Raw genomic sequence first — 22,802 nt, forward strand, 5'->3', positions numbered from 1 at the left:
GTGACCAAGCCCGCACCAGCCAAGCCGCGCCGCACCCGGCTCAGTGCGGCCGACCGCCGCGCCTCGATCCTGACCGCTGCGACCGAGGTCTTCGCCGAACGCGGCTACCAGCGCGGCAAGGTCTCCGAGGTCGCTGCCCGGGTCGGCGTCAGCGAGCCGGTGGTCTTCCAGAACTTCGGTTCGAAGGCGGCGCTCTTCGCCGCAGTGGTGGAGCGCGCGGCGGAGCAGATGTGCGCGCAGCTCGCCGGCGCGGTCGCGGCCGGCACTCCCGTCGCAGCCCTTGTGGTCCAGGTCACCTCGCCCGCGCATCTCGACCAGCTGCACGCGCAGGGCTCGATCGGCGTCCTGTTCGGCGACTCGGTCGCCGCCACCGCGGAACCCGTTGTCGCGCAGGCCGGTCAGGCCGCGGTGCGCAGCGTCGCCGACACTCTGGCCGAGCTGCTGCGCCAGGGGCAGGCAGTCGGAGAGGTCCGGTCCGAGGTCGACCCCGGCGCTGTGGCCTGGCTGCTGGTCTCGCTCATCTCCGCACGCTCACTGCGGGTGGCGGCGATGGCCCCCGCCGAGCGTGACCGGCTGGAGGCCGCGGTCGCGGCCCTGGCCGTCGGCCTGCTCGCCCCGGCGTGAGTTGCTCGCGCGCGGCGACAGAACACACTTCACCGGAACGGACCACATGAAAACGGGCCAACCCGCACGTCGCAAAAGTTACATTACGGACTGCCGAGGGCCACAACCCCGCAGGTGAACCCGACCCGTCGCTGTCGCGTAGGGAGGGATGCATACCCGACTCCCGAGGAGGGGGCACGTGAGAGCACGAGTACGCACGGCCGTTGCGGCGGCCGCGATCCTGATGCTGGGGGTGGCCGCAGGGGCCGCCCAGGCGAGCGGCGCAGCCGCGAACGAGCCTTTCGTCGGACCCGATCACACGATCAGCGCGATCGCGTCCACGGTTCCCGCCAACGGCGACGTGAACCCCTACGGTGTCGCGGTGGTTCCGGCCAGCCACGGCCTGCTGCACCGCGGCAACGTCCTGGTCAGCAACTTCAACAACTCGAGCAATCTGCAGGGCACCGGCACCACCCTGGTCGAGATCAGCCCGGGCGGCGCGGTCAGCCAGTTCGCCCAGATCGACGCCGCGCACCTGCCGGGCAAGTGCCCGGGTGGTGTCGGGCTCACGACCGCGCTCGCGATCCTGCCGGGCGGCTGGGTCGTGGTCGGCAGCCTGCCCACCACGGACGGCATGGCGGCGACCGCGAAGGCCGGCTGCCTGCTGGTGCTGGACAGCCACGGCACCGTCCGGGAGACCATCTCCGGACACGGCATCAACGGGCCCTGGGACATGACGGCCGTGAGCCGAGGCGACATCAGCCAACTGTTCGTCACCAACGTCCTGAACGGGACGGTTGCCGCAGGCGGCGCGACCGTGAACCGAGGCACCGTGTTGCGACTGACCCTGCTCGGAGGCGAGGGCGACCGCCCGCCGAGCCTGCTGGACACCGAGGTCATCGGTTCCGGCTTCGGCGAGCACACGGACCCCGCGGCGCTGGTGGTCGGCCCGACCGGCGTCGGCCTCAGCAAGCAGGGGACGCTGTACGTCGCCGACACGGTCGGCAACCGGATCACCGCCATCCCGAACGCCCTCCGGCGTGACGACTCGGCCGGTACCGGAAGAACCGTCAGCAGCGGTTGCGCCCTCAACAGCCCGCTGGGACTGGCCGTGGCGCCGAACGGCGACATCCTCACCGTGAACGCGGCGGACGGGAACCTGGTGGAGACCACGCCCCGTGGAGACCAGGTGGCTGTGGTGCAGCTGGACGGTTCCGGTAACCCGCCCGGCGCCGGCGCCCTGTTCGGCCTCGCCGTACGGCCGGACTCGCACGGCGTCTACTTCGTGGACGATGCCACCAACCAGCTGAACCTGCTGCACTGAGCAGCTCGACCAGGGCCCGGACCGGGATCGACGTCCCGGTCCGGGCCCTGTCGTGTCGCCGGGTCAGGCGTCGCGCCGCTCGGAGCACAGCAGGGCCGCCCGCAGGTCGAGCCGGTCCGCCAGCCGGCTCAGGTCGCGACCGGTGAGTTCCTCGATCCGGCGGATCCGGTAGTGGACCGTGTTCACGTGGATGTGCAGGGCCTTGGCCGTACGCGCCCAGGAACCGTCGTGGTCCAGGAACACGGCGAGCGTGCCTGTCAGCGAGACGCTGTTCTCCCTGTCGTGCGCGGCGAGCGGGGCCAGCAGGCGCTGCTGGAAGGCCGTGGTGACCTCGGCCGGGATGCCGCTCAGCAGCGCCGACAGCGAGTCCAGCTCGGCGCCGCTGCCGACGGGACCGGAGCCGGTCGCAGCCCGGAGCGCGTAGCGGGCGTGCACGAGCGAGGCACGCAGCGCGGCCGTTTCGGGCAGCGCCGACGGGCTCACCCCGGCGACCAGGGTCTGACGGTCGCTCAACCGGCGTTGCAGCAGCGGCCAGGTACGCCGCAGCGCGGCGGCCACGGCCGACGCGCGACCCCTGCCGTCCGTGCCCGCGGCGAAGGGGGCGCCGAACATGTGCAGTGCTTCGGTCAGCGCGGCGACGGCCCAACCCGACGGCGCCGCGCCGCCGGTGGCGTCGATCCGTGCGGCCACGGTGGTCAGCGGCTCCTGTAGGGGCAGGTCGCAGCGGGCGAGCGCCGCATCGAGATCGGCGGGGCCCTGCTCGTCGAGCAGCTCGCAGAGCTGTCCGGCGGCGGCCCGGCGGGCGGCGGTCGCGGCGTGGGCCTGGACGGCGAGTGGGGCGAGGAGATCGGCGAGGCCGCGCAGCAGCTCAGGGTGGCAGGCCGGACTCTGCGGTTGCAGCAGCCAGGCGTCGAAGGGGGACTCACCGGGCGGCCCGATCGCGACCGCCCGCGCGGAACCGCCGTGCGGCTCACCGCCCCGCGCCGAACCGCCCCGCGCCGAACCGCCCCGTGCCGAACCGCCCCGTGCCGAACCGCCCCGTGCCGCACCGCCGTGCGGCGAACCTCCTTGCGGCGCACCGGACTGGTGCGGACCGGCCTGCTCCGGGCCTCCCTGGTGCGAACCTCCCCGCTTCGCTCCCGCCTTCGGCGGAGCCGCCGGCGTGGAGCGAGCGACGACCCGGCCCGCGGCCGTGACCACCGAGCAGTCCGGGATCCCCAACTGCGCGACCGCCCGCCGCAGTACGTCAGCCGGCTCCGCCCCGCCCTGCACCTGCTCCAGCAACTCCCGCCGCGCCGCCTCCGGGAGTCCGCCGACGCCCTGCTCCCCGGCCCCCGCCCGCAGCCCGGCCCACAGGCGCAAGTAGACCCGGTCGGTGACCGCGCGAAAGCTGGTCCCGGGCGGCACGCTCAGCAGCGGGATCCGGTGGGTGCGGCAGGCCTCGACCAGGCTTCGCTGGACCGGACCGTGGGTCCCCTCACCGGCGAGCAGGGCGGCGACCCGAGCGCTGCGCAGCGAGGTCACGAAGCGCACGGCGGCCTCGGCGTCGTCCGGCTGCCACCAGACCAGGCCACTGAGCACCAGCTCCCCGGGCTGCAGGTAGCGGGCCGGGTCCTGCAGATCGGTCGAGGTGACCCCGGTGACCCGGCGGTCGAGCAACTCGTCCGGCCCCCAGGCCAGCCCGATGTGCAGGTCGTCCAACTGCAGCAGATCTCCGACGATCATCTCCCACTCCTGGTGTGCCTGGATCGGCCGTCATCACTCCGCGTCGATCCACGGGCCTGGCAAGTGCGAGGAAATGGCGCGCATTCGCATGGTAGATGCCAGTCCGGAATGGTCAATCATCCTTGGTTGATCCTCCAGCCGAGCAGCTCGCGCATGGTGCTGCAGACCAGTGGTACCGACGATTGCCTATCCGGCGGCGGATGCGAGGTGCAGGCGTCCGGATGGATCTCAGATGCAACCCGAGTAGGCACAATGCGCCAGCAGATGCGATTCACGGGCCTGCTTCCCGGGTACGACCCTTCAGAGCCGCACGGCACGGCCTCGGAAGGGGACCTCGGATGAGTACCGTCTCCGCCACCGTCCTGCTCCACGGCCAGCTCGACCAGCCGGTGGAACTGACGGTGGAACAGCTGCGTGACCTGCCCGCGCGCCGGGTCGAGGTGAGCTTCGACTGCAGGACCAGCGGGTCGCAGCGCCACGGCTTCGAGGGACCCATGCTCTGGGACGTGCTGCGCGCCGCCGGTCCGCGCATCGACTTCACCCGGCGCAAGGCGCGGCTGCGCTACCTGCTCACCGTCACCGGCGCGGACGGCCACTGCGCGGTGCTCTCCTGGGCGGAGATCGACCCGGAGTTCGGGGGGCAGCAGATCCTGCTGGCCACGAGCATCGACGGCACGCCGCTGGACGAGACGGGGCCGCAGCTCGTGGTGCCCGACGACGCCTGCGGTGCCCGTTACGTCAGCGGGATCCAGGCCGTCTGGGTCGGGTCCCTGCCCGGCTGAGCAGCCCCGACACGCGTGAGCCGCTCAGCCGGGCGCAGGGACGGTCGTGGATCAGACCGTGGCGAGCGAGACCTCGGTCGACTTGATCAGTGCCACGACCGGCGAACCCGCCGTCAGGCCCAGGTCGGTCACGGCGTCTGCGGTCACCGCGGCGGTGAGCTCGCCGCCGTCCACGCGGACCTTCACCCTGGCCATGGCACCGCCGGTGGACACCTCGGCGACCGTGCCAGGGATCTGGTTGCGGATGCTCAGCCCGCTGACCGGGCCGGTGGCGAGGGCCACCTCGGTGGACTTCATCAGCGCACGGACCTCGCTGCCCGCGCTGAGGCCGAGGTCCTTGACCGCGTCCATGGTGACTGCGGCGGTGAGGTCCTGTCCGGACGCCAGCCGTACCTTGACGGCAGCCATGACCTCCCCGAACGACACCGAGGTGACGGTGCCGGAAAGCTGATTTCGGATGCTCAGGCTCATGGGAGGTTCCTCGGAGTTCAGTCGTTGGAATGAGACGGAATCAGATGGGAGGAGGCTGTCGCGATCAGGCCAACTCCACTGTAGTGGTTGAGAAAGCCCAGTTCAGAGCGTCGGCGTGGCGGCTCGCAGGCGCGAGGGCGATGGCCCTCGCGGTGTCGCAGCTGCGGTTCGGCTGCTACGTGCGGCGGCTTTCGCCGCGCATCAGAGCGTTCAACTCCGCGTGGCTCATGGCCTGCGTCAGTTCCGTGTAGGTGCCGGTGGTGAGCAGTTCCCGGGCCGCCCGGCGGACCAGGTCGTAGGCGGCTCCGGCGACGGCGGAGCCGAGGCTGACCCGTGCCACGCCGAGCTTCGACAGCTCGCCGATCGAGGGTCCGCCAGGGCCGACCAGGATGTTCAACGGCGCGCGGATGCCTTCCACGAGTGCGGACACCACGGCGGGGTCGGTGGTGCCGGGCACGAAGATGCCGTCGGCTCCGGCGCCGAGGTAGGCCTCGGCGCGGGCCAGGGTCTCCTGCAGGCGGGTGCCGGGCTCACCCACCGCGCCCAGGTAGGTGTCGATCCGGGCGTTGACGTAGAGCGCGACCCCGGCCTGGTCCGCCGCACGCCTGGCTGCCGCGATCCGCTCGGCCTGCTCGGCGACGGGGCGCAGCGGGGAGCTGCCGCTGCTGAGGGAGTCCTCGATGTTGACGCCGACCGCGCCGGCGGCGACGACGCCCACGACGGTCGCGGCGACCTCGGACGCGTCGGCGCCGAAGCCGCTCTCGATGTCGGCCGTCACCGGTACGCGGACGGCGGATGCCACGCGGGCGATCAGGGCGAGGGCCTGGTCACGGTCGAGCTCGTCGCCGTCGGCCGCGCCGAGGCCCCAGGCGACCCCGGCGCTGGTCGTGGCGACGGCCGGGGCCCCGGCCTCCTCGACCACGCGGGCGCTGACGACGTCCCAGGCGTTCGCCAGCGCCAGCGGGGAGCCGGGCCGGTGCAGCGAGCGGAAGAGCGCGGCCTTGCTCCGCTGCTCGTACTGCTGTTCGTTTCGCGGTTCGGTCATAGGCCACATCAGATCAGCCCGGACGGGTGCCCGCTAGCGGGTATCGGTCAGCGTGCTGTGGGTCAGGGACGGCTGCGGGGAACCGTCCCTGACCGAGCGTCAGCGATCGCGAGTCAGAGCAGCGTCTGCCAGCAGTACCAGAACTGCCGACGGCTCCGGACCGCCTCCGGAGACCGCCCGACGACCGGCTCCGCCGGGCGTCCAGCCCCGGAACGTCAGCCGCCGTAACACCCGCAGAGAGAACTCTCCAGCGCCGGAAGGTGTCCGGTCCCAGCGAAGGTGCGGTGTCGGTGCAGGGTTGACCTCGGTGGCGCGCCGCTACATCGCTATATGCAATCAGTTAAATACGATGCGTAGTCATGTGAGCCTATCTCGCACCCTCCTGACTCGGACCGCCGAACGGAGTCCCATGCATCGCATCACGACAGTCCTTGGCGCGCTCGCCCTCGCCTCGACCCTCGCACTAGCTCTACCGACCTCCGCCGCCACCGCGTCCGTAGGAAACCTGTTCCTCAACGGCGTCCGATTCGAGAACCCGGACGGGTGCATCACTGTGCCCGTGCCGGGCGTCATCGACGTCGCCAACTTCACGCAGTCCGCGGTCCGTGTCTACTCCGGAACCCACTGCGATGGCGATGTCACCAGGGAGGTCCCCCGGGGCGACCGGGCGTTCGGCGTCCCCGGAAGGAGCGTCGAGGCAGGTGTGCCCAATACGGGCGACCCCGGCTGCGATGGAAGCCCCTGGTCCGACCGGCCACAACTCTCAGGGACCCCGTGAGTGCGTAATTTCCGGCCTCCGGAAGCTCCGGCGAGGCATCTGCACTGCTCCAGACTTGCCTGAGCAGCTGGTGATGCAAGACGAGCAGCCGCCCAGAGAAAGGAGCCCCCTACCGGCGGGAAGCCGCTGGTAGGGGGCTTGCGGGTCAGAGTGTGGACCAGTAGTACCAGAAGCGGTTGAGCACCATGAGGGCGATCACCAGGTACCAGAGGGCCGGAACCACCCAGTGGTAGCGGGTGACCGCGGCGATGCCGGGCCGCCAGCGGTCCGGGGTCGGGATCACCCCGTGCCTGAGGTTGTGCAGGGTGGTGTACCAGAACAGCGGGATCATCGCGGTCCAGACGGCGACGCAGTACGGGCACACCGCCCCGATCCGGTACAGCGTCTGGGTGATGAGCCAGTGCACGAAGACGATCCCGAACAGGGTGCCGGCCTGCAGGCCGAGCCAGAACCAGCGCCGGTAGCGTGCCCCGGCCAGGGCTCCCGCGCCGATGGTCATCACTACGGCGAATCCGGCCACGCCGATGAGCGAGTTGGGGAAGCCGAAGGCGGAGGCCTGGGCGGTGCGCATGACCGAGCCGCAGCTGATGATCGGGTTGATGTTGCAGCTCGGGATGTAGTGCGGGTTCTCCAGGAGGCGGATCTTCTCCAGGGTGAGCGTGACCGAAGCGGCCAGGCCCAGCCCGCCGGCGAGCAGGAGCAGTAGCGCGAAGGCTCGGCCGGTGTCGACGGGGCCGGTGCGGGCGGGTCCCTGCGGACGCGCGGTGGTGACCTCGGGGGCCATGTCGGGGTTCATTTCTCGATGCCCGCTCATTTCCTGGTGGCCGCTCATTTCTTGGTGGCGGAGACGGTCTGCTGGACCAGCGCCTGGTACTGCGCCGGCGTGATCGGACCGTTGCTCCCGAAGAGCGTCAGCGTGCTGCCGTTGAGCTTGAAGGTGGGTGTGCCGGTGACGCCGCTGGCGTTGAAGGCGTCGCTGACCTTGGCGGCCCAGGGCTTGTAGGTGCCGTTCCGCACCGCCTGGTCGAAGGCAGGGGTCCTCAGTCCGGGGACCTTGCCGGCCAGGTCGAGCAGGTGGTTCACGTCGGAGAAGGAGTCGTTCTGCTCGTCCGGCTGGTTGGCGTAGAGCACGTTGCGGAACTGCTCGAATTTCGCCGTGCTCTCGTTGAGCGCGGCGCCGGCTGCCGCAAGCGCGGTGATGGAGCCGGAGCCGCCCAGGTTGTTGTCCAGGAACGTGCCCATGTGGTACTGGATCTTGTAGCTGCCGTCGTCGGCGAGCTTCTGGATCGTCGTGCCGTCGGCCCGCTCCAGCGAGTCGCAGACCGGGCAGCGGAAGTCCTCGTACACGTCAAGGGTGTTGGGGGCGTCGGCCTTGCCGTAGACGATGACCGTGCCGCCGGGGCCCGAGGTGTTCGCCGGGACGGTCAGCGGTGTGGTCGAGGTGGCGTTGCCGGCCTTCGTCGAGCTGCCACCGGCCAGGGCGACGCTGATCGCGGTGCCCGCGCCCACGACGACCACGGCGGCGAGGGCGATCAGGGCGATCCGGCGGCGGGCCGCCGTCCGCTCCTGGAGGCGTCGCTCGGCGATCATCCGGTCTCGGGCGGATTCGGTGGGCTTGTGGGTGCTGTTCCTGCTCATGGCTGTGGTCTCTTCCTGCTCCGGGGGGGGTGGAACGACGACGGATCCGGAATGTGCAGGCAGAAGAGGCCCCTCTCGGGGCGGGGAACGCTCAGGTTCTTCCGCTCAGCACATCGCGGCGAGGAGCGGCGGACCACGCCGCCTCGCGGTGCGGAGCAGAACGTCCTGGGGGCCGGGTTGGCTGAGCCTCGGCGCCGGGGCAACCGCTACGCCGACCTGTGAGGTCGGCGCGAGTACGGCGAAGATCACCCGCAGCGGAACCGCTGCGAGTGACGCGGCGAACACGGCGACGGCGCGCAGGGTGCGGAAGACCGCGGCCTCGCCTCGCCGCAGCCAGGCCGCGGCGAGCAGCGCAGCGAGCAGATCGACGGCGAGCAGCAGCGCGAACCGGGAGGTGGTCGGCTCGGCGGGGATCGCCAGATGCAGCAGGCCGGGGCCGACGGCGGGACCGCGGGTCGCGCCGCCGCCGCAGAGCAGGAGGTCGGGCAGTCCGCCCAGCGCGCTGGCCGGCTGAACGCCGGGGGCGCAGGTCTCCTGCCCGAGGTTGAACGTGGCGTTTAGCGCGAGTTCCAGCGGGACCAGAACAGCCGCTATCCGAACGAAGCCGCGCTCGTCGGCGGTGAGCAGCAGTGCCAGCGCGAACACCGCGAGGCCGGCCCACAGCGTGGTGGCGGCGGGGAGCGGCGCCCCGGTCACCAGGAGGTAGCCGCCTGCGGACAGCGAGAGGGACACGCCGGCGAACACCGCCGCGCGGACGACCCTGACTATGACTCCGCTGCCCACACCCACGGAGTATGCCAGGCGCCGTCCGTCAGGCCCAGGAGCCTCGGACGGCGCTGCCGCTCACAGCGCGTTGACAGCGTGGGAACGGCTCGGTGGACCCGGTTGCGGCTCGGCCGGGGCAGGACGGATCGGGCCAGGACGGATCGGGGCAGGACGGCTCGGGGCAGCTCAAAACGCCCAGCGGGACCGACCGGCCACTGCCGCTCGGACCCGTGCTGGGCGTCCTGGTACCAAACGACGACTGCCAGGCGCGGCAGCCGTCTGCTTCAGAGCTTGTTGAGCTTGCTGAACGGGGTCGGGATCCGGACTTGCCGGGAGCCGAAGTCGACCACTACCGCGGTCTCCCCCTCGACTCCGATGATCCGTCCGAGTCCGTGATGGTCGTCCGTTACCAGATCCCCGATGGTGAAGCTCTCGGGAGTCGGGGGCTCGGCAGGTGCCTTGAAGGGACTGGTGGGCATGTGGCGCCGGGGCGCGGCGGTTCTGGTCATTGCCTTCAGTATGCGCCTGCCGGGTGGTGTCGGGCAGGTTTGCCGTCGAGTCGAGATGAGATCGGTGCCGGACGCGAGGCTCGCTGCCGCCGTGGATCTGCCCCGGGTCAGTCGCCGGTGGTGCCGTCCAGCAGCTCGCGGATGATGTCCAGATGGCCGTTGTGCCTGGCGGTCTCCTCGATCAGGTGGTTCAGGACCCACCGCAGGTTGATCTCCCGGCCGTCCCGGATCTGCTGCTTCGCGGGGGTGTCCAGATCGGTCACAGCGACGATCTGGCGGTGCCGCTCGCAGTCCGCCTCGTACAGGTCCAGCAGTTCTGCCAGCGGGATCTGCGGTCCGAGCCGCATCTCGGCGTCCGGGTCCTCCTCGGTCCAGGGGCCACGGTCCTCCTCTCCGAGGAAGATGGTGCGGAACCAGTGGATCTCCACCCAGCGCAGATGGTTGATCACCCCAGACATGGTCATCAGCGGTGAGGTCGGCAGGACCGAACGGCCCGCGTCGGCGTCGCTCAGCCCTTCGCACTTGGCCTTCGCGGTCGCGCGGACGTAGTCGAGCAGGGTCGTGACCATGGCGAGCTCGTCCATGGTCTCGGGGAGGTCGGTTCTCGTCATGCGGTGAGCATCGTCCTCGCGTGCGGCGCCGACAACCCCGTGTACGCCTTACGGCCGCACCGCGCGCCCCGACCGCGAACCTCTTACCGCGAACCTCTACCGCGAAGCCCCACCGAGCAGCCGCAGGCGCCGACAACCCCGGGGACCGCACAGCCGTGCCCGCCACCACCGCTGCGGGGGACATCCGGGTCGAAGTACTGTCCGGACCGACCCCGGTCCCGCACACTGGCAACCATGCGCGTGGAGATGGCGGGGGAAGCGCAGCGCCCGGACCGGGTGAGCGAGGACTACGCGGCGGCTACGCCCGAGGCCTTGGTGCTGCTGGACGGTTCGAGCTCGCCTGCGGCGTTGGAGTCGGGCTGCCAGCATGGCACCGCCTGGTACGCGCGCAGGCTGGGAGTGCACCTGCTGACCCGGTTGGTGGACCGGCCGGACCGCACCATGGCGCAGTGCCTGAGCGACGCCATCGCCGAGACGGCGTCCCTGCACGGTGCCCGCTGCGATCTCGCGCACCCCAACACCCCTGCCGCGATGGTGGTGGCCGTTCGCCGCCACGGACCGGCACTGCAGTACCTGGTGCTGGGGGACTCGCTGCTGGTGCTGGATCGCTTCGGCGCGATCGCGGTGATCGGCGACAACCAGCCCTTCCCGGCCGGGGAGGCGTTGCGCCACGAGGTGCACGCGATGCCACCGGGGAGCCCCGAGCGGGCCGCGCTGCACATGCGTTACGCCGTCGCGGTGCGGGCGGCCCGGAACACCGGGCGTGGCCCGTGGATCGCCGCGGCACTGCCGAAGGCGGCCGACCACGCGGAGACCGGAACCGTCCCGCTGTCCGAGCTGCGTTCGCTGACGGCGCTCACCGACGGTGCGTCACGTTACGTGGAGCGCTTCGCGCTGGGGAGCTGGCCGGACGCGGTGGCGCTGCTCGACGACCAGGGCCCGGCCGAACTGCTGCGCCGGGTACGGCAGGTGGAGGCGGGCGACCCCGCCTGCGCGCGCTGGCCGCGCGGCAGGGCCCGTGACGACGCCACGGTGGTCTACGCGCGCCTGCCGTGAGGGGTGCCGTGGTGCCACGGCACCCCCTGAGCAGGCTGCTGACCCTGGGTCAGTCGAGCTCAGTTGAGATCAGCCGAGATCAGCTGGTGACGGTCCAGTAGTGCCAGCCGGTGCTGCTGCTGCCGTTGCGGGCGTCGCCACCGAAGCCGGCGGCGGAGCGGAAGACCCAGCCCTTCGGCCAGTTGGGGAAGTTGACCTTGTACTGGCTGGAGGAACCGAGCTGGAAGTAGTGCGTCTGGTTGGCGGCGATCCACTGGCCCTTGTAGTAGACCTGCACGGTCATCGAGATGTTCTCGCCGGCCTTGTTCGGGTAGACGGTTCCCTGCAGCACGGGAGCGACGTTCGCGTGGACGCGGGCGACGGAGTGGCCGGCCCAGCTGTAGGTCGAGTAGTAGCCCGAGAACGAGCCGGAGGTGCTGGAGCCCACGTGGACGCCGACGCCCGTCGCCACGGACGGGGCGTATGCGGTGCCGCCGTCGAACTGGGCCCAGAAGGTGTGGTTCTGGTAGCTGCGAACGGGCACGGACAGGTTGCCCCAGCGGTCGACGTTGCCCCGGGCGACGACGTAGCGAGCGCCGCCGGCCCAGTCCTGGCCGAAGATGGTGACGGTGCGGTTGTAGCCGTGCCTGTCGAGGTGCGCGGTCAGCGTGATCGTCTGACCCGGGCTGATCCAGCGGGCGCTGGCCGAGATGGACAGGTGGGTGGCGATGCGGGTGGACGCCGACGCGGAAACCGACGCGCTGTGCGCGACGGGCGTGGCGGCCAGGGCCGGCCCGGCGGTCAGCGCCAGCACACCGGCGGCAGCGGCCAGCGCAGTGCCCAGGGAGGTGCGAAACTTCAAGTTGAGCCCCCAGAAGTGCGTGCAAGAGCACGTGACGCGGCGCGGGCAGGGAGACCCCCTGCTTCCTCGCTGCCGCGATCAACGAGCTGACACTACGACACGCCGCTGACAGCCGGGACCTGAGGGGCAGCTGTGACAACCCTGTTACAGGTGAGGGCCGACGCACCTGGGTGCATCGGCCCTCAATGTCCTGAAAAGCGGACCTGTCACCCGGTCCTTACGCCCCTGATCAGGCGTGTTCGGCCGGGATCTGGCCGAAACGTCCGGCCTGGAAGTCCTCGACCGCCTGCTGGAGTTCGCGGTGACTGTTCATCACGAACGGTCCGTAGTGCGCCACCGGCTCCCGGATCGGCTGCCCGCCCAGGATCACCAGGTCCAGGTTCGGCGACCTCGACTCCTGCGTGGCGTCGGCCTGCACGGTGATGCTGTCGCCGTCCCCGAAGAGCACGGACTGGCCCATCCCGAGCGGACGCTTCTCCTCGCCGACCGTGCCGCGCCCGTTCAGCGCGTACACCAGGGCGTTGAAGTCGCTGCGCCACGGCAGGGTGATCCGTGCGCCGGGGCTGACCGTGGCGTGGATCATCGTGATCGGCGTGTGGGTCACGCCGGGGCCCTCGATGCCGCCGATCTCGCCGGCGATCAGCCGCAGGATCGCGCCGCCGTCCGGCGTCGTCAGCAGCTTCACGTTCGAGCCGGAGATGTCCTGGTACCTGGGCTTGATCATCTTGTCGGCCGCAGGCAGGTTCACCCACAGCTGGAGTCCGTGGAACAGGCCGCCGGAGACGACCAGGTCCTCCGGCGGGGTCTCGATGTGCAGGATGCCCGCGCCTGCGGTCATCCACTGGGTGTCACCGTCGCCGAGGAAGCCGCCGCCGCCGGTCGAGTCCTGGTGGACGAACTTTCCGTCGATGAGGTAGGTCACCGTCTCGAAGCCGCGGTGGGGGTGCCACGGCGTCCCCTTCGGCTCCCCGGGTGCGTACTCCACCTCGCCCATCTGGTCCATCATGATGAAGGGGTCGAGGTACTTGGTGTTGATCCGAGCGAAGGCGCGGCGGACAGGGAAGCCCTCTCCCTCGAAGCCCTCGGGAGCGGTCACGACCTGGAGCACCGGGCGGGGTACGGCGGTGGTGGGGTCCGGAGTCTCCACCCGCGGCAGGACCAGCGGGTTTTCGACGGTCACTGCGGGCATGGCAACCTCCTCGATCTGCGCGGCAACGGGATGCCGACACCGATGAGATTAGTTGATGCATCAACCGAATGCAAGTTGAAGTTTCAACCATTAGTCCATGCTGCGGCGCGGCCCGTGCGCCTGTGAGGGTCAGCCGTACATCCGCCGCATGGTGAAGTCGACCATCTGCTCCACGGCCTTGGCGTCGAACACCATCCGGTGCTCGCCCTCCATGTCCATGGCGAAGCCATAGCCGGTGGGGAGCAGGTCCAGCACCTCGGCGCCGGTGACCGTGAAGTACTTGGACTCCTTGCCCGCGTACCGTCGCAGCTCCTTGAGTGAGCTGAACATCGGGATCACCGGCTGCGGGGTGTTGTGCAGGGCGAGGAAGCCGGGGCGCTCGCCGCGCGGGCAGTAGACCTTCGAGGTGATGAAGATCGACTGGAAGTCCTCGACCGGGAGTCCGCCGGTGGTGAAGGCGCGTACGGCGTCGCTGAGCGAGGGTGGCGAGGGTTCGGGGTAGAGCGGCTGCTGCGGCTGCTGCTGGCCGTAGCCGTCCCCGAGGCCGCCGCCGCCCATGCCGCCGCCCATGCCCGCGCCCGTGCCGGGCTGCTGCGCCTGCTGTTGCTGCTGGTAGGGGCCGCCCTGGTAGCCGGGTCCGGCGCCGCTCGTCGTCTGCTCGTAGCCGTACACGAGGCCAAGGTTATCGAGTCCTGGGGCACCCGGTCGGGCCACTGGGGTTGAAATAAGTTACCTGTGGGTAGCATCATGGTACTTACCGCTGGGTAGGGGGCCTATTCTGGCCCGCGCAGTCCCGGCACCTACCGACGCGATGACCGGAGAAGGTTCATGGGTCACTACAAGTCCAACCTCCGCGACCTGGAGTTCAACCTCTTCGAGGTCCTTGGCCGTGACGAGGTCTACGGCAGCGGGCCGTTCACCGACATGGACGTGGACACGGCGAAGAGCATCCTCGCCGAGATATCCCGCCTCGCCGAGAACGAGTTGGCAGCGTCCTTTGCCGACGCCGACCGCAACCCGCCGGTGTTCGACCCGGCGACCAACACCGCGCCGGTGCCGGAGACCTTCAAGAAGAGCTACCACGCGTACATGGACGCCGAGTGGTGGCGCCTGGGCATCCCGGAGTCCATCGGTGGCACCCCCACCCCCAGCACCCTGATCTGGGCGTACGCGGAGATGGTGCTCGGCGCCAACCCCGCCATCTGGATGTACTCCTCGGGCCCGGCCTTCGCCGGCGTCGTCGCCGACGAGGGCACCGACGAGCAGCTCAAGGTCGCCCAGCTGATGACCGACAAGGGCTGGGGCGCCACCATGGTCCTCACCGAGCCCGACGCGGGATCCGACGTCGGCGCGGGCCGCAGCAAGGCCGTCCAGCAGGCCGACGGCAGCTGGCACATCGAGGGCGTCAAGCGCTTCATCACCTCGGGCGAGCACGACATGTCCGAGAACATCATCCACCTGGTGCTGGCCCGCCCCGAGGGACACGGCCCCGGCACCAAGGGCCTCAGCCTCTTCATCGTGCCGAAGTACGACTTCGACTGGGAGACCGGCGAGCTCGGCGAGCGCAACGGCGTCTACGCCACCAACGTCGAGCACAAGATGGGCCTCAAGGCGTCCAACACCTGCGAGCTCACCTTCGGCGCTGTGCACAACGGGACGCCGCACCCCGCCAAGGGCTGGCTGCTCGGCGAGAAGCACGACGGCATCCGCCAGATGTTCCGCATCATCGAGTTCGCCCGGATGATGGTCGGCACCAAGGCCATCGCCACCCTCTCCACCGGCTACCTCAACGCGCTGGAATACGCCAAGGAGCGCGTGCAGGGCCCGGACCTCGCCGAGTTCCTCGACAAGGCCGCCCCCCGCGTCACTATCACGCACCACCCCGACGTCCGCCGCTCGCTGCTCACCCAGAAGGCGTACGCCGAGGGCATGCGCGCCCTGGTGCTCTACACGGCCTCGGTCCAGGACGAGATCCAGCTGCACAAGGCGCGCGGCGAGTCCGCCGACGCCGCCGAGCGCCTGAACGACCTGCTGCTGCCCATTGTCAAGGGCTACGGGTCGGAGAAGTCGTACGAGCAGCTGGCCCAGTCGCTGCAGACCCTCGGCGGCTCCGGGTACCTGCAGGAGTACCCGATCGAGCAGTACATCCGCGACGCCAAGATCGACACCCTGTACGAGGGCACCACCGCGATCCAGGGCCAGGACTTCTTCTTCCGGAAGATCGTCAAGGACCAGGGCCAGGCCCTGACCGGGCTCTCCGAGCAGATCCAGAAGGCCATCGCCTCCGGCCTCGGCGGCGACGACCTGGCAGCCGAGCGTGAGCAGCTCGCCGCGGCGGCCAGTGACCTGGAGGCCATCGTCGGCGTGATGCTGGCCCAGCTCGCCTCGGTCGAGCAGGACACCCGCAACATGTACAAGGTCGGCCAGAACACCAGCCGCCTGCTGCTGGTCTCCGGTGACGTGGTCATCGGCTGGCTGCTGCTGCGCCAGGCCGCCGTCGCCCAGGCCAAGCTGGCGGCGGGAGCGTCCGACAAGGACGTCGCCTTCTATCAGGGCAAGATCGCCGCGGCGCGCTTCTTCACCCGTACGGTGCTGCCGACCGTGCACGCGCAGCGTCTGATCGCCGAAGGCATCGACAACTCGATCATGGACCTGCCGGAAGACGCGTTCTGAGCGCCTTCCCAGCGCCACCAGGGCCCCGGGGCTGCACGCCCCGGGGCCCTCGCGTTGCCGGAGTCCTTGACCAGAACTTGACGAGAAGATCTCCGGACAAGCGACCGCCAAGGGCACTTCTCCGGCACCGTCGCTGTTGCGGTACAGACAATCAAGCTTCGACCCGGGCGTAGGCTCGGACGGCATGGGGCGGGGCCTGGACCGGATTGGTCCGGGGCCTCGCCCCGGCCGATCCCCTCACCCCTGGAGCAGCATTGACCAGCGCAGCCGGCGCGGGCAGCGTCGCGTTCGACCGCCGCCACACCGACGACCTCATCGCGTACCTGCAGGCCAGCCCGTCGCCGTTCCACGCGGTGGCGAGCGCCGCAGAGCGGCTGGAGAAGGCGGGCTTCCGGCAGGTCGAGGAGACCGCGGCCTGGGAGGGTACGGCGGGCGGACGCTACGTCATCCGGGGCGGCGCACTCATCGCCTGGTACATCCCCGAGGGGGCCACAGCAGCCACCCCGTTCCGCATCGTCGGCGCGCACACCGACTCGCCGAACCTGCGGGTCAAGCCCATCCCCGACACCGGCGCGGCCGGCTGGCGACAGGTCGCGGTGGAGATCTACGGCGGGGTCCCGCTGAACACCTGGCTGGACCGCGACCTCGGCCTCTCCGGCCGCCTCGTCCTGCGTGACGGCAGTGCCCGGCTGGTCCAACTCGACGAGGCGCTGCTCCGGGTCCCGCAGCTGGCGATCCACCTGGACCGCGGCGTCAACGACGGCATGACCCTCGACAAACAGCGCCACCTCACGCCGGTCTGGGGCCTGGGCCGGGTCACCGAGGGCTCGCTGATCGAGTACGTCGCCCAGTCCGCCGGCCTCGACCCGGGAGGGGTCGTCGGCTGGGACCTGATGGTCCATGACATCCAGCCGCCGTCCTACCTCGGCCGGGACCGCGAGCTGTTGGCCGCGCCCCGTCTGGACAACCTGCTGTCCGTCCACGCGGGCACCGCCGCACTGGCCGCGGTCGCCGCCGGGGCGAAGCTCCCCTGCATCCCGGTCCTGGCCGCGTTCGACCACGAGGAGAACGGCAGCGAGTCCGACACCGGCGCGCAGGGGCCACTGCTCGGCACGGTGCTGGAACGTTCCGTCCACGCCCGCGGCGGAAGCCTGGAGGACCGTGCCCGCGCGCTCGCCGGAACGGTCTGCCTGTCCTCGGACATGGGCCACGCCGTGCACCCCAACTACAGCGAGCGCCACGAGCCCGGACACCAGCCGATGCCCAACGGCGGCCCGATCCTCAAGGTCAACGTCAACAACCGCTACGCCACCAACGGTGTCGGGCGAGCTGTGTTCGCCGCGGCCTGTGAGCGGGCCGGAGTGCCCTGGCAGACCTTCGTCTCCAACAACTCCATGCCCTGCGGCACCACCATCGGCCCCATCACCGCGGCCCGGCTGGGCATCTCCACCGTCGACTGCGGAATCGCTGCGCTGTCGATGCACTCGGCCCGGGAGCTGTGCGGCGCCGACGATCCGTACCTGCTCGCGTCGGCGCTGAGGGCGTTCCTGGAGAGCTGACCGCGGCTCCAGGCTTCTGGCGCCTCCCTCACGGCGCCTCACCTGCCGTGCCTCACCTGCCGTGCCTCACTGGCCGTGCCTCACTCGCCGCAGCTCCCTTCCGTGTCTCACCCGTCCATCCCCGCCAAAACCAGCGGCAGCCGGTTCGCTGCTCCGTCCACCAGCCGGACCGGGACGCCCCAGTCCTGCTGGTGGACATGGCAGGTCGGGAACTCGATCGCCGGGTCGTCATCGCAGGAGGCGGCCATGGCCGAGATGTGCAGCACACCCTCGGTGACCTCGGGGTTCAGTCGGAGCTCGCGGGCGAGGGCGGTGTCGGCTCCCGTCCCGGAGGCGAGCAGCTCGGGCGGGGTGGAGCTGACCAGCAGCCGGGTGGCCGGTCCGTAGGTCTCGTCCAGCTTCTGCCCGGCCGGGGGCGCGAAGATCACGTCCAGTTGAAGCGCGCCAGGGGCGACCTCGGTGGCCGGACGCTGCGTGCGGTGCGCGGCGGCTTCGACCTGGACGGCTTCCTCTGGAAGCCGCAGCCGGGTCAGGCGGTGCCGGGCGGACTCCACGACGACGATGTCGCCGTCCACGACGACCGCGCCGCTGGGCTCGCGCAGGTCCGTGGCGAGGGTGCTGACCTGGCCAGAGGCCGGATCGAAGCGTCGCAGGGCGTGGTTGTAGGTGTCCGCGACCGCGACCGAGCCGTCGGGCAGGACGGTCACCCCGAGCGGGTGCTGCAGCAGTGCCTGCGCGGCGTCGCCGTCGCGGTGGCCGAAGTCGAACAGGCCGGTCCCCACGGCCGTGTGGACCACATGGGTTTCACGTGAAACGTAGCGGAGCGCCGAGGTCTCCGAGTCGGCGATCCAGAGGCGCTCCTCGGTCGCGGCGAGGCCGGAGGGCTGCGCGAACCAGGCCTCGTCTGCCGGGCCGTCGACCAGGCCCTCGTTGGTGGTGCCCGCAGCGACGGTGACGGTCGCGGACTCGGGGTCGTAGGTCCACAGCTGGTGGGTGCCCGCCATGGCGATCCAGACCTGGCCGTCGAACCAGGCGACGTCCCAGGGTGAGGACAGGTCCACCTCGCGGGCGGGGCCCGAGGTGGGGGAGTTCTGCCACCACTGGCGGCCGGTTCCGGCGAGGGTGGTGACCGTGCCGGTCTCCAGGTCGACGTGGCGCAGGGCGTGGTTGACGGTGTCGGCGACGACCACGTCGCCGTCCGGCAGCAGCGCGAGGCCCTGCGGCTCACTGAAACGGGCCTGGTCGGACCGGCCGTCGGCGAAGCCCCGGTCGCCGCTGCCGATGCGCCGCAGCACCGTCTCGCCGTCCTCGGCCAGCTCGACCAGCGAGTGGTGCCCGGAATCGGCGACCAGGTAGCTACCACCGGGGAGGCGGACGGCCTTCCCGGGGAAGCGCAGCGCGCCGGGCTCGGCCGCCGGCGGGACATACGGGCTGTCGCCACGGCGCAGCGTCCCCTTCGCGGCGTGCTCGGTCTCAAGCTCGGCAACGAGGGCGGCAATGGCGTGGGCATGGCCCTCGCCGGCGTGCTGGGCGACGACATACCCCTCGGGGTCGACCACGACGAGCGTGGGCCAGGCCCGGACGGCGTACTGCTTCCAGGTGACCAGCTCCGGATCGTCCAGCACCGGGTGCTGCACGTCATAGCGCGCGACGGCGTCCACCACCGCCTGGTGCTCGGCCTCGTGCACGAACTTGGGCGAGTGCACCCCGACGATCACCAGCGTGTCCCGGTGCTTCTCCTCCAGCTCCCGCAGCTCGTCCAGGACGTGCAGGCAGTTGATACAGCAGAAGGTCCAGAAGTCTACAACGACGCACTTACCTCGTAGGTCGGCAAGCGTGAGGTTCTTGCCGCCTGTGTTGATCCATCCGCCTGCGCCGACAAGTTCGGGGGCGCGTACGCGTGCACGTGATGCCATACCTGCATCCAACCGCATCGGGCTGTGGACGCATTCCAGCATGCCGTAGGGCTGTCGAGGTTCGCCCGTGCCGCGTGTGCTGATCCTGGATCCTCTCGACGACGGGGGCCTCGTGGTCAACAAGTCACTCCCTGCTGGCCGACGGACGGTTGGGAGTGTTGCGGTGACCGGTGCCGGTCCGCCGGCCGATGTCCTGAGCCGGCACGGCGCCTTGGACCAGGGGGCAAGGTCCATCGAGAAGGCCAAGGGATTCTGTCGGTTTACCAACGCTGAGAGTGAGCCCACCTGACGGAAGACGCAGCAGGCTCACTCTGTTCCGTCCCTGGCAGCGGAATTCTGTTCCTGGGCACTCGGTGCGGGAGTAGCATCCTCGTGATCTTCGGGGCTCGAGTATACGAAAAAGCTGCCCGATATGTACTCTACTGTCGGGAGTGGGGGAAATTCATGAATTTGAGGTACAAAGTCGCCATCGCCGCCTCGGCCTTGCTCGCGGCAGGTGGGCTGGCCCCGGTGGCCGCGGCCCGCGCAGAGCAGGTGCCGTCTGACCTCTATGTGAATGGGGGCGATTGCTTCCAAGTGGGCGACGGGACTGTTGCGCATCCTTTCTGCGGCATTCAGGAAGCGGCGGATGTCGCCATTCCGGGACAGACCGTCCATATTGAGTCGGGCTTCGAGTACGGTTCGGTCGTCATTTCCCGATCGGGCAGCGCGGGGGATCCGATCAATTTCGCGGCGACCGACCCCAGGAGCGACCTCGCCATCCTGTCCAGGCTGACTTTCGCGGGCGTCCATGACGTGCGATTCAGCGGGTTCAACGTCGAGTACGCCTTCGGAGACGGCATCGATGTAAACGGCTCCAGCGAGATCAGCGTCGACACGTCCACCACGGACCACGTCGGGACGAGCACGGCTGTGGGCGCCGGGATCCATGTCGACGGCTCGTCCTCGAACGTGAGCATCACCCGTACTCAGGTCGTCAGCAGCACAGGCCCGGGCTTGCGGGTGGACGCAGGGGCGGCTCAGGTCGCGGCAGCGTCTGACTGGCTCCGTGTCAATGCGGGCGGTGACGTTGTTGCCAACGGTGCTTCAGGGCTTGCGCTGACCGGGAACACCTTCTATACAACGCCCTGTGCCACGTCTGTGAGCCTGACGGGTGGCACGTCGGCGACCGTCGAGAACAACGCCGCAAAGGCGACCGCTGCGGCCCTTTCGACGTGTAGTGCCCCGCCGCTGGTGTCGGTCTCGTCGGACAGCGCGGGGAGTGTCACCGCGGACTACAACGCCTGGTCCGTCCCCGCGCCGCGGTTCGACTATGCGTGGGGCGGGACCGACTACACCACGGGCGCGCAGCTCGCGGCCGCGGTTCCGGGACAGGCCGCCCACGATCTCGATGTGCCGCCGGCGGACATCACCATGACGCCCGCCGAAGGTTCTCCGCTGATCGACTCAGGCAACTCCGACGCCCCGGGCGCGACGAGCACTGACTACTACGGGAACCCGCCCGCGGACGATCCCCAGGTGCCGAACACCGGTGCCGGCACAGGGATCATGGACCGGGGTGCGGTCGAGCGCGAGGATACCCTCTCGCTCGAGCCGGTCTACAGCCCGGCCACTGCGTCCGGACCGGCTCCGCTGACCTTCTCGGTCACCCCGAAGGTTGGCGACAGCTGGGGGGATGCTCTCACCACGACGGTGGACTTCGGCGACGGTGGCGGTCCGCAGGCGGTGACCGGCGGCCAGATCTCCCACGTCTACACCACACCTGGCACGTACAGGCTTGTCACCACGACGGCCGACGTCAACGGGTACGCGGCGAAGACGTATCAGGGGGTCAAGGTGGCGACGCCCTCCGCGCCCGCGATCACGCTTTCGGCCACATCGTTGACGTCGGTCGGGGCAACCACAATGGTCGCCCCCGACCTGGCTGCGTTCAGCGTCGCCTCAGGTGCCAATGCCTGGGAGTTGGCGAGCGCTGAGCTCTACCCAGGTGACGGGACCAAGACGCAGGCGGCGTTCAACACCGAGACCGACTGGACCTACTCCCACCCAGGCACCTACAACGCCAAGATCGTGACTACGGATGTGCTCGGCCGCACCTCCACGGCGAGCACGACCATCACCGTCGGGGACGAGTTCTGGGCGAAGACCCCCATGCGGGTCTACGACAGCCGCAGCACTGGCCTCGACAGCGTTCCGGCGCACGGCACCGTCCGGTTGTCCCTGAAGCAGCTCACTGATGACGCCTCGGGCGCAGACGCTGCCGGACTGAGCGTCACGGTCACCGACACCAAGGCCAGCGGCTTCCTCACGGTGTTCCCTGACGGGACCTCCAGGCCGACTGGTTCCACGCTCAACTACACCCGCGGTCAGACCGTGGCCAACGGTCTTCTGGCCGCTGCCGGCAAGGACGGTGTCATCGACTTCTACAACGGCAGCGGGGGCCCGATCGACCTACTGGTAGACACCTACGGTTTTGAAGCCGGCCTGGTGCCAGGTGCGGGCGGCGGCATCGGCCCTACCTACTCACCCGTCGGCCCGGTGCGGGTACTCGACACCCGGGACGGTACTGGAGCGCCCAAGTCCCTGGTGCGGGGCGGAGGTTCGGTCGTCCTCACTGTCGGCGGGAACAACGGGGTTCCTTCCAATGCCACGGCGGTGGTGCTCAATGTGGCGATCACCGACACGAAGGCCGCCGGTCATCTGACCGCCTATGGCGACGGAGTCGCCAACCCTGGCACGTCCAACTCCAACTGGGTGGCGGGGCAGACCGTCTCGAACCTCGTCGTGGTGCCGGTGACCGACGGGAAGGTCGTCCTCTCAAACGCCAGCAGTGGGAGCGCCGACTTCGTCGCGGACCTGGTGGGTTACTACCACGTCTATGGCACCGCCGCCGTGATCGTGCCGACCCAACCCACTCGGCTGCTCGACACACGGTACGGCACCGGCACCGCCGGTCACATCGCCAAGCTGGGCGCGCACCAGTCGCTGACGCTCCACCTGGCTGGCGCAAACGGCGTGCCGGTGACCGGCGCCGTCGCGGCAGAGCTCAACCTGACCGTCACCGACGGGACCCAGCCCGGGTTCATCACCGCCTACCCGGGCGGTACCTCACTGCCGAACGCGTCGAGCCTGAACTTCGCGACAGGGCAGACGGTGGCCAACGCCGCCGTGACGTCCATCGGTTCGGACGGGTCGATCGTGCTCTACAACGGGAGCGGAGCTCCGGTCGACCTGATCGTCGACATGAACGGGTTCTATGCCGCGTCGTCCTGAGTCACTTCTTCCGGCCCTCCTCCTGGAGGGCATAAGCCCGCTCA

At 70.0% G+C, this 22,802-nt stretch carries 20 protein-coding genes; 8 read left to right on the forward strand and 12 right to left on the reverse strand.

The window, feature by feature from the left end:
• Both ABIA33_RS27940 and ABIA33_RS27945 read left to right on the forward strand, forming a co-directional pair.
• Positions 1-624 carry a TetR/AcrR family transcriptional regulator gene (locus tag ABIA33_RS27940; protein ID WP_370085399.1) on the forward strand — a complete coding sequence of 208 codons (624 nt, stop codon included), beginning with the start codon at positions 1-3 and terminating at the stop codon, positions 622-624.
• Between the two features lie 178 nt (positions 625-802).
• Positions 803-1,927 (forward strand): hypothetical protein, encoded by a 1,125-nt coding sequence (locus tag ABIA33_RS27945; protein WP_370085400.1) that lies wholly within the window; start codon positions 803-805, stop codon positions 1,925-1,927.
• 63 nt (positions 1,928-1,990) lie between these two features.
• Here the strand turns inward: ABIA33_RS27945 and ABIA33_RS27950 are convergent, their stop codons facing one another.
• Complete coding sequence (locus ABIA33_RS27950) at positions 1,991-3,652, reverse strand: helix-turn-helix domain-containing protein (RefSeq protein WP_370085401.1); 1,662 nt, start codon at positions 3,650-3,652, stop codon at positions 1,991-1,993.
• A 338-nt stretch (positions 3,653-3,990) separates the two neighbouring features.
• On the opposite strand from ABIA33_RS27950, the gene ABIA33_RS27955 reads away from it, so the two are divergent.
• Complete coding sequence (locus ABIA33_RS27955) at positions 3,991-4,434, forward strand: molybdopterin-dependent oxidoreductase (RefSeq protein WP_370085402.1); 444 nt, start codon at positions 3,991-3,993, stop codon at positions 4,432-4,434.
• Between the two features lie 51 nt (positions 4,435-4,485).
• Here the strand turns inward: ABIA33_RS27955 and ABIA33_RS27960 are convergent, their stop codons facing one another.
• Positions 4,486-4,905: a molybdopterin-binding protein gene (locus ABIA33_RS27960; protein WP_370085404.1), complete on the reverse strand. Its 420-nt coding sequence runs from the start codon at positions 4,903-4,905 to the stop codon at positions 4,486-4,488.
• Positions 4,906-5,080: 175 nt separating this feature from the next.
• Entirely contained in the window at positions 5,081-5,950 is an 870-nt protein-coding gene (locus ABIA33_RS27965) for an isocitrate lyase/phosphoenolpyruvate mutase family protein (RefSeq protein WP_370085406.1), read from the reverse strand.
• A gap of 409 nt (positions 5,951-6,359) precedes the next feature.
• Here ABIA33_RS27965 and ABIA33_RS27970 point away from each other — a divergent pair, with 409 nt between their 5' ends.
• A complete protein-coding gene (locus ABIA33_RS27970) occupies positions 6,360-6,728 on the forward strand; it encodes a hypothetical protein (RefSeq protein WP_370085408.1) in 369 nt (122 codons plus the stop codon).
• A 145-nt stretch (positions 6,729-6,873) separates the two neighbouring features.
• Here ABIA33_RS27970 and ABIA33_RS27975 read toward each other — a convergent pair whose 3' ends face one another.
• From ABIA33_RS27975 to ABIA33_RS27995, 5 genes are all read right to left on the reverse strand, one after another.
• On the reverse strand, positions 6,874-7,524 hold the full coding sequence (locus ABIA33_RS27975; protein WP_370085409.1) for a vitamin K epoxide reductase family protein: 651 nt from the start codon (positions 7,522-7,524) through the stop codon (positions 6,874-6,876).
• 32 nt (positions 7,525-7,556) lie between these two features.
• Positions 7,557-8,366 carry a thioredoxin domain-containing protein gene (locus ABIA33_RS27980; RefSeq protein WP_370085410.1) on the reverse strand — a complete coding sequence of 270 codons (810 nt, stop codon included), beginning with the start codon at positions 8,364-8,366 and terminating at the stop codon, positions 7,557-7,559.
• A 105-nt stretch (positions 8,367-8,471) separates the two neighbouring features.
• Positions 8,472-9,149: a hypothetical protein gene (locus tag ABIA33_RS27985; protein ID WP_370085411.1), complete on the reverse strand. Its 678-nt coding sequence runs from the start codon at positions 9,147-9,149 to the stop codon at positions 8,472-8,474.
• A 266-nt stretch (positions 9,150-9,415) separates the two neighbouring features.
• Positions 9,416-9,640, reverse strand: a complete 225-nt coding sequence (locus ABIA33_RS27990) for a hypothetical protein (protein WP_370085412.1) — start codon at positions 9,638-9,640, stop codon at positions 9,416-9,418.
• Positions 9,641-9,747: 107 nt separating this feature from the next.
• Positions 9,748-10,251 carry a DinB family protein gene (locus ABIA33_RS27995; RefSeq protein ID WP_370085414.1) on the reverse strand — a complete coding sequence of 168 codons (504 nt, stop codon included), beginning with the start codon at positions 10,249-10,251 and terminating at the stop codon, positions 9,748-9,750.
• Positions 10,252-10,485: 234 nt separating this feature from the next.
• On the opposite strand from ABIA33_RS27995, the gene ABIA33_RS28000 reads away from it, so the two are divergent.
• A complete protein-coding gene (locus tag ABIA33_RS28000; protein ID WP_370085415.1) occupies positions 10,486-11,307 on the forward strand; it encodes an integrase in 822 nt (273 codons plus the stop codon).
• Between the two features lie 79 nt (positions 11,308-11,386).
• On the opposite strand, the gene ABIA33_RS28005 is transcribed toward ABIA33_RS28000, so the two are convergent.
• The 3 genes from ABIA33_RS28005 to ABIA33_RS28015 all read right to left on the reverse strand — a co-directional run bounded on the left by ABIA33_RS28005 (position 11,387) and on the right by ABIA33_RS28015 (position 14,009).
• Complete coding sequence (locus tag ABIA33_RS28005; RefSeq protein WP_370085417.1) at positions 11,387-12,148, reverse strand: hypothetical protein; 762 nt, start codon at positions 12,146-12,148, stop codon at positions 11,387-11,389.
• A 229-nt stretch (positions 12,149-12,377) separates the two neighbouring features.
• Positions 12,378-13,337 (reverse strand): pirin family protein, encoded by a 960-nt coding sequence (locus ABIA33_RS28010; protein ID WP_370085419.1) that lies wholly within the window; start codon positions 13,335-13,337, stop codon positions 12,378-12,380.
• 129 nt (positions 13,338-13,466) lie between these two features.
• Complete coding sequence (locus ABIA33_RS28015; RefSeq protein WP_370085420.1) at positions 13,467-14,009, reverse strand: SseB family protein; 543 nt, start codon at positions 14,007-14,009, stop codon at positions 13,467-13,469.
• A 156-nt stretch (positions 14,010-14,165) separates the two neighbouring features.
• Between ABIA33_RS28015 and ABIA33_RS28020 the strand changes: the two genes are divergently transcribed.
• Complete coding sequence (locus tag ABIA33_RS28020) at positions 14,166-16,010, forward strand: acyl-CoA dehydrogenase (RefSeq protein ID WP_370085422.1); 1,845 nt, start codon at positions 14,166-14,168, stop codon at positions 16,008-16,010.
• A gap of 254 nt (positions 16,011-16,264) precedes the next feature.
• Positions 16,265-17,569, forward strand: a complete 1,305-nt coding sequence (locus tag ABIA33_RS28025) for a M18 family aminopeptidase (RefSeq protein ID WP_370085424.1) — start codon at positions 16,265-16,267, stop codon at positions 17,567-17,569.
• Positions 17,570-17,676: 107 nt separating this feature from the next.
• Here the strand turns inward: ABIA33_RS28025 and ABIA33_RS28030 are convergent, their stop codons facing one another.
• Positions 17,677-19,485: an NHL domain-containing thioredoxin family protein gene (locus ABIA33_RS28030; protein WP_370085426.1), complete on the reverse strand. Its 1,809-nt coding sequence runs from the start codon at positions 19,483-19,485 to the stop codon at positions 17,677-17,679.
• A 444-nt stretch (positions 19,486-19,929) separates the two neighbouring features.
• Here ABIA33_RS28030 and ABIA33_RS28035 point away from each other — a divergent pair, with 444 nt between their 5' ends.
• Complete coding sequence (locus ABIA33_RS28035; RefSeq protein ID WP_370085428.1) at positions 19,930-22,758, forward strand: PKD domain-containing protein; 2,829 nt, start codon at positions 19,930-19,932, stop codon at positions 22,756-22,758.
• The last annotated feature ends 44 nt before the right edge of the window (positions 22,759-22,802 follow it).

The organism is Streptacidiphilus sp. MAP12-16 (genome assembly GCF_041262165.1).
Lineage (GTDB): Bacteria > Actinomycetota > Actinomycetes > Streptomycetales > Streptomycetaceae > Streptacidiphilus.

Excerpts from the sequence above, each read along its gene's own strand:
- ABIA33_RS27950 (WP_370085401.1), bottom strand. The coding sequence starts at position 3,652 with ATGATCGTCGGAGATCTGCTGCAGTTGGACGACCTGCACATCGGGCTG.
- ABIA33_RS27955 (WP_370085402.1), top strand. The coding sequence starts at position 3,991 with ATGAGTACCGTCTCCGCCACCGTCCTGCTCCACGGCCAGCTCGACCAG.
- ABIA33_RS27960 (WP_370085404.1), bottom strand. The coding sequence starts at position 4,905 with ATGAGCCTGAGCATCCGAAATCAGCTTTCCGGCACCGTCACCTCGGTG.
- ABIA33_RS27965 (WP_370085406.1), bottom strand. The coding sequence starts at position 5,950 with ATGACCGAACCGCGAAACGAACAGCAGTACGAGCAGCGGAGCAAGGCC.
- ABIA33_RS27970 (WP_370085408.1), top strand. The coding sequence starts at position 6,360 with ATGCATCGCATCACGACAGTCCTTGGCGCGCTCGCCCTCGCCTCGACC.
- ABIA33_RS27975 (WP_370085409.1), bottom strand. The coding sequence starts at position 7,524 with ATGAACCCCGACATGGCCCCCGAGGTCACCACCGCGCGTCCGCAGGGA.
- ABIA33_RS27980 (WP_370085410.1), bottom strand. The coding sequence starts at position 8,366 with ATGAGCAGGAACAGCACCCACAAGCCCACCGAATCCGCCCGAGACCGG.
- ABIA33_RS27990 (WP_370085412.1), bottom strand. The coding sequence starts at position 9,640 with ATGACCAGAACCGCCGCGCCCCGGCGCCACATGCCCACCAGTCCCTTC.
- ABIA33_RS27995 (WP_370085414.1), bottom strand. The coding sequence starts at position 10,251 with ATGACGAGAACCGACCTCCCCGAGACCATGGACGAGCTCGCCATGGTC.
- ABIA33_RS28000 (WP_370085415.1), top strand. The coding sequence starts at position 10,486 with ATGCGCGTGGAGATGGCGGGGGAAGCGCAGCGCCCGGACCGGGTGAGC.
- ABIA33_RS28010 (WP_370085419.1), bottom strand. The coding sequence starts at position 13,337 with ATGCCCGCAGTGACCGTCGAAAACCCGCTGGTCCTGCCGCGGGTGGAG.
- ABIA33_RS28020 (WP_370085422.1), top strand. The coding sequence starts at position 14,166 with ATGGGTCACTACAAGTCCAACCTCCGCGACCTGGAGTTCAACCTCTTC.
- ABIA33_RS28030 (WP_370085426.1), bottom strand. The coding sequence starts at position 19,485 with ATGGCATCACGTGCACGCGTACGCGCCCCCGAACTTGTCGGCGCAGGC.
- ABIA33_RS28035 (WP_370085428.1), top strand. The coding sequence starts at position 19,930 with ATGAATTTGAGGTACAAAGTCGCCATCGCCGCCTCGGCCTTGCTCGCG.